The organism is Kitasatospora sp. NPDC057500 (genome assembly GCF_042802195.1).
In the GTDB taxonomy this organism is placed as follows: Bacteria; Actinomycetota; Actinomycetes; order Streptomycetales; family Streptomycetaceae; genus Kitasatospora.
On record NZ_JBHVER010000319.1, the window covers coordinates 1 to 5,827 of the forward strand.

The 5,827-nt window shown below is 76.1% G+C and carries 6 protein-coding genes; 5 read left to right on the forward strand and 1 reads right to left on the reverse strand.

The features are described from left to right. Positions 1-73 precede the first annotated feature (73 nt). Positions 74-526, reverse strand: a complete 453-nt coding sequence (locus tag ACFU74_RS35445) for a hypothetical protein (RefSeq protein WP_380764253.1) — start codon at positions 524-526, stop codon at positions 74-76. Between the two features lie 275 nt (positions 527-801). Between ACFU74_RS35445 and ACFU74_RS35450 the strand changes: the two genes are divergently transcribed. From ACFU74_RS35450 to fxsA, 5 genes are all read left to right on the forward strand, one after another. Then, positions 802-1,242, forward strand: coding sequence for an Lrp/AsnC family transcriptional regulator (locus tag ACFU74_RS35450; protein WP_344335302.1), 441 nt, complete (start codon positions 802-804; stop codon positions 1,240-1,242). 31 nt (positions 1,243-1,273) lie between these two features. Then, positions 1,274-2,896 carry an amidohydrolase gene (locus ACFU74_RS35455; protein ID WP_380764254.1) on the forward strand — a complete coding sequence of 541 codons (1,623 nt, stop codon included), beginning with the start codon at positions 1,274-1,276 and terminating at the stop codon, positions 2,894-2,896. Positions 2,897-2,938: 42 nt separating this feature from the next. Then, positions 2,939-3,397, forward strand: a complete 459-nt coding sequence (locus ACFU74_RS35460; RefSeq protein ID WP_380764255.1) for an N-acetyltransferase — start codon at positions 2,939-2,941, stop codon at positions 3,395-3,397. A 128-nt stretch (positions 3,398-3,525) separates the two neighbouring features. Next, the gene (gene lnt, locus ACFU74_RS35465) at positions 3,526-5,160 is read left to right on the forward strand and encodes an apolipoprotein N-acyltransferase (protein ID WP_380764256.1); all 1,635 of its coding nucleotides are present in this window, start codon (positions 3,526-3,528) and stop codon (positions 5,158-5,160) included. A 55-nt stretch (positions 5,161-5,215) separates the two neighbouring features. Beyond that, the gene (fxsA, locus tag ACFU74_RS35470) at positions 5,216-5,797 is read left to right on the forward strand and encodes an FxsA family membrane protein (protein ID WP_380764257.1); all 582 of its coding nucleotides are present in this window, start codon (positions 5,216-5,218) and stop codon (positions 5,795-5,797) included. The last annotated feature ends 30 nt before the right edge of the window (positions 5,798-5,827 follow it).

Consider the following 5,827-nt stretch of genomic DNA (forward strand, 5'->3'; position numbering starts at 1 on the left):
ACCCCAGGGTGCGGGGTGACGCCCGGGGGCCGGTTCCTGTCCAACCGTCAGGGGCCGTACGGCGGGCGGGTGTTCAGCGCCGCGAGAAGCGGCCGCGCTGCTCCGGGATGGCCGGTGCGGGGACCGAGCGGACCGGGCGGTGCACCATCGCGTGGGAGAACGGCTGGGTGCGCCAGTCGAGCTCGCCCGGCAGCGTCAGCAGTGCGTCCAGACCGGCCGACCCGGCCTCCTCCGCGCTCTCCACCTCGACCAGGTCGTCCGTCGGCGCGCCCGAACCCGGGCAGAGCGAGGGCGAGAAGGGGTGCCAGGGGCGCGGCAGGACGGCGTGCTGCGGCAGCCGCTCCTCGTCGCCCACCAGCGCGATCGGGCGCCGGCAGGACGGGCAGTGCACCCGGGCGATCTCCCAGGTGTCGGCCTCGCCCGGATCCAGCCCCGGCGAGGCCTCGTCGGGGACCGCGAGATCCTCGCGGTCGGTCGTATCGTGGGCGTCGTCCGCGCCCGTCGGGCGCTGGTCGGTAACGCGCATGGTGATCCCCCTCGGATCGGGCCCGGCGTGGTCGCCCGGGGCCACAACCAGCACTTCCCGCCGAAACGGACTCATAACCCTGCGGTCCGGCGCACTGTGATGCACCGGGTGTGTCCTTCGCCACATTCGTCCGGCATGTGCCCGCGCGACACCCCGGGGCGCGCCGGGTGACGCGCCGCGCCCCCCTCCCGGCCCCGCGCACACCCCCGAGGTCGGACCCCGTGCGCCCCCCGTGCCGCGATCCGCGCGCCCCCGAGGGGGTAGGTTTGCGCCTTGTGGAGGATCTCGACCAACGCATCGTCCAGCTGTTGCTCCAGGACGGCCGGATGAGCTACACGGACCTGGGCAAGGCCACCGGCCTGTCCACCTCGGCGGTGCACCAGCGGGTGCGCCGGCTGGAGCAGCGCGGGGTGATCCGCGGCTACACCGCGATCGTCGACCCGGACGCCGTCGACCTGGCGCTGACCGCCTTCATCTCGGTCAAACCCTTCGACCCCAGCGCCCCGGACGACACGCCCGAACGCCTGGCCGACCTGCCCGAGATCGAGGCCTGCCACAGCGTCGCCGGCGAGGAGAACTACATCCTCAAGGTCCGCGTCGGCGCCCCCGGCGACCTGGAGGACCTGCTGGCCCGCATCCGCAGCGCCGCCGGCGTCTCCACCCGCACCACCGTCGTCCTGTCCACCCCGTACGAGGCCCGACCCCCGAAGCTCTGAGCAGGCCCGGCGGGGGTGCAGACTAGGCCGCATGACCGAACGCAACTCCCGGACCGTCCTGCTGCGCGGCGGCGTCGTCTACAGCCCCGCCGACCCCTTCGCCACCGCCATGCTCGTCGAGGGCGAGCACGTCGCCTGGGTCGGCAGCGACGGCGCCGCCGAGGCGTACGCGCGGACCGCCGACGAGATCGTCGAGCTGGACGGCGCCCTGGTCACCCCCGCCTTCGTCGACGCCCACGTGCACGCCACCTCCGCCGGGCTCGCCCTCACCGGCCTCGACCTCACCGGCACCCCCTCGCTGGCCGCCGCGCTGTCCGCGCTCACCGCCTTCGCCGCCGCCGAGGAGCAGCCCGGCGGCGTGCTGATCGGCCACGGCTGGGACGAGACCGGCTGGCCGGAGGGCCGCCCGCCGACCCTCGCCGAGCTGGACGCCGCCGCCGGGGGCGCCGCCGTCTACCTCTCCCGCACCGACGTGCACTCCGGGCTCGCCACCAGCGCGCTGCGCGCGCTCACCGAGGACCTCGCCGGGCAGCCCGGCTTCGACGCCGACGGCCCGCTCACCCGCGACGCCCACCACGCCGTGCGGCGCACCGCACTCGCCCGGCTCACCGCGGAGCAGCGCCGCGCCGCCCAGCGCGCCACCCTGGCCCGCGCCGCCGAACTCGGCATCGGCGCCCTGCACGAGTGCGCCGGCCCCGACATCTCCTCCGAGCAGGACTTCGCCGGCCTGCTGGAACTGGCCGCCGACGGCGAGGGCCCCGAGGTGTTCGGCTACTGGGGCGAGCTGAGCGAGCGCGGCGGCGTCGAGACCGCCCGCCGGCTCGGTGCCGTCGGCGCCGGCGGCGACCTCTTCGTCGACGGCGCGCTCGGCTCGCGCACCGCCTGCCTGCACCACGACTACCGCGACGCCGCGCACACCGGCACCGCCTACCTGACCGCGGCCCAGGTCGCCGACCACGTCGCCGCCTGCACCGAGGCCGGCCTCCAGGCCGGGTTCCACGCCATCGGCGACGCCGCGATCGCCGCCGTCGTGGAGGGCGTCCGGGCCGCCGGCGAGCGGGTCGGCGCCGACCGGGTCCGGGCGCAGCGCCACCGGGTCGAGCACGCCGAGGCGCTGGACGACAAGACGGTCGCCGCCTTCGCCGAGCTGGGCCTGACCGCCTCCGTGCAGCCCGCCTTCGACGCCGCCTGGGGCGGCCCGGACGGCATGTACGTGCAGCGCCTCGGCGCCGAGCGGGCCGCCGCGCTCAACCCGTTCGCCGCGCTGCTGCGCTCCGGCGTGCCGCTGGCCTTCGGCTCGGACGCCCCGGTCACCCCGCTCGACCCGTGGGGCACCGTGCGGGCCGCCGCCTTCCACCGCACGCCCGAGCACCGGATCTCGGTGCGGGCCGCGTTCACCGCGCACACCCGCGGCGGCTGGCGCGCGATCGGCCGCGACCAGGACGGCGTGCTCGTCCCCGGCGCGGTCGCCAGCTTCGCCGTCTGGGCCGCCGGGGACCTCGTCGTCCAGGCCCCGGACGACCGGGTGGCCGGCTGGTCCACCGACCCGCGCTCCGGCACCCCGGGCCTGCCCGACCTCACCCCCGGCGAGCCGCTGCCCACCTGCCTGCGCACCGTGGTCCGCGGCCGCACCGTCCACCTGGCCGCGCAGTAGGGCGGATGATCACGGCGGCGGGCGGGCCGTAGATTCTCCGGCATGACCGATCACCCGCTCGTGCCCGCCGGCTTCACCGTCCCCCGCACCCTCACCGCCGAGGGGTTCCGCCTGGAACCCCTCGGCGCACAGCACAACGAGGCCGACCACGCCGCCTGGAGCGGCAGCATCGACCACATCCGCGCCACCCCCGGCTGGGAGCACGGCCACTGGCCCCCGGTCGAGGGCATGGGCCCGGAGCTCAACCTCGCCGACCTGCGCCGGCACGCCGCCGACTTCGAGGCCCGCCGCGGCTTCACCTACACCGTCCGCGAGACCCCCGGCGACGCCGTCGTCGGCTGTGTCTACCTCTACCCGGACCACGAGCGGCCGGGCGCGGCCAGGGTCAGCTCCTGGGTCCGCGCCGACCGCGCCGCCCTGGACGCCGCCGTGTACCGGGCCGTCTCCGCCTGGCTCGCCGCCGACTGGCCGCTCGCCGAGGTCCGGTACGCCCCCCGCTGAGCGACGGCAGAACGACCCTCAGCTCACGACGGGGTGTCGTTACGGGGTACCTTCTTCGGACAGCGTCCGAACAGCCGTCCCCGCGCCCCCCGCGGAGCGGCGTCGAGAGAGATGGTGCGACGGTGGCCATGCCCGTCACCCAGGAGCGGTCCGGGACCGCGCCCGAGACCCCCGACGAGGCAGCGGGCCCGGGCCGGGTCGCCCGCGCCCTCGCCAGGATCCGGGCCGGCCTTCCCCGCACCGGGCTGGCCGCGCTCGCCGGACTGCTGCTCGCCCTGGCCTTCCCGCCCTTCGACCTCTGGCCCCTGTCGGTCCTCGGCGTCGCCGCGCTCTCCCTGCTCACCCGGGGCCGCACCGCCCGGCAGGCGGCCTGGACCGGCTTCGCCTTCGGCCTGCCGTTCTTCCTGATGCTGCTGAGCTGGCTGCGGGTGGTCGGCTGGGACGCCACCATCGGCCTGTCGGTGGTCGAGGCGCTGTTCCTGGCCGCTCTCGGCTCCGGCCTCGCCGTCACCTCCCGGCTGCCCGCCTGGCCGCTGTGGGGCGCCTGCCTGTGGATCACCCAGGAGTGGGCCCGCGACCGGCTGCCGCTCGGCGGCTTCCCCTGGGGCCGGCTCGCCTTCGCCAACACCGCCACCCCGTACACCCCGCTGGCCGCGCTCGGCGGCGCCCCGCTGGTGACGTTCGCCGTCGCCCTCTCCGGCACCCTGCTGGCCTGGGCCGCCCTGCGGGTGGCCGGCCGGGGCACCGCGCGCCGCCCGGTGCAGGCCGCGGCCGCCGGGCTGGGCGCCGTCGCCGCGCTGCTCGCCGGCTACCTGGTGCCGGTGCCCACCGCGCCCGCCGACACCGTGAAGGTCGCCGTCATCCAGGGCAACGTGCCCAACCCCGGCATGGACTTCCTGGGCCGTCCGATGATGGTGCTCAACAACCACGCCGCCGCCACCGAGAAGCTCGCCGAGGACGTCAAGGCCGGCCGGGCCGAGAAGCCGGACATCGTGATCTGGCCGGAGAACTCCTCCGACCTCGACCCGTTCAGCGACCCGCTGGCCTACGCGCGGATCGACGAGGCGGTGCGGGCGATCGGCGTGCCCACCCTGGTCGGCACCCTGGTCGACGGCCCGGACGAGCAGCACGTGCAGAACGAGGGCATCGTCTGGGACCCGGTGACCGGCCCCGGCGCCTCCTACACCAAGCAGCACCCGGTGCCGTTCGGCGAGTACGTGCCGTTCCGCGACCAGCTGTCCAAGGTCATCACCCGGCTCCAGCGGGTCGCCCGGGACTTCTACCCCGGTGACCACAACGGCGTCATGCAGCTCGGCCCGGCCCGGATCGGCGACGTCATCTGCTTCGAGGTCGCCTACGACGAGATCGTCCGCGACACCGTCGACCAGGGCGCCCGGGTCCTCGTCGTGCAGACCAACAACGCCACCTATGCCAAGACCGGCCAGCCGGAGCAGCAGCTCGCGATGAGCCGGCTGCGCGCCGTCGAGCACGGCCGCGCGGTGCTGATCGCCGCGACCAGCGGCATCAGCGCGGTGATCGCCCCGGACGGCAGCGTCGTCGAGCGCACCGAGGAGCTGACCGCCGCGGAGCTGTCCGCGACCGTCCCGCTGCGCGACGGCACCACCGTCGCCGACCGGGTCGGCGCCGTGCCCGAGTGGACCCTCGCCGTGGCCGGCCTGCTCGCCTGCGCGGGCGGGATCGTCCTGGCCAGGAGGCGTGGAACACAGACCGCCGGCCGGCCGTTGGACCAGGTGGTGCCGTAGCCGGCCCGGACCTCCCGTGCGGCGCGCAGAGCACCGCCTGGAGTGGATTCGTACCGTGACCCAGCAAGCTTCCCCCGCCCGTCCGGCGCCGCGCTCGAAGCTGCGGCGGGTGCTGCCGTTGCTGCTGACCGCCTGGCTGGTGCTGGAGATCTGGCTGCTGGTCCAGGTCGGCTCGTGGCTGGGCGGCCTGACCGTGGTGCTGCTGCTGATCGCCGGCGCGGTGCTCGGCGGCTCGCTGATCAAGCGGGCCGGCGCGCGGGCGCTGTCGGCGGCCCTGGCGCAGACCCGCGACCCGAAGGCGGAGCAGCCGCAGACCGGCACCAGCCTGACCGTGCTGGCCGGCCTGCTGCTGATCCTGCCGGGCTTCCTCTCGGACGTCCTGGCGCTGACCCTGCTGTTCCCGCCGACCCGCGCGCTGTGGCGGGCGGCCGGGCGCCGGTTCGCCGACAAGGCGCTGCGCTCGACGGTGGGCGCGGGTGCGGACCCGTTCGCGGACGCGATGCGGCTGCAGGAGCAGCTGCGCATCCACCGGCCGGACGGCAAGGTGATCCAGGGCGAGGTGGTCGAGCCGGGCAACGGCCCGGCAGCCGGGCCGCAGGGGCCGGACACCACCTACCGGCCGCCGATCAACGGCTGACCGCCCGCGCGCCCGTGCACGGTGCACGGG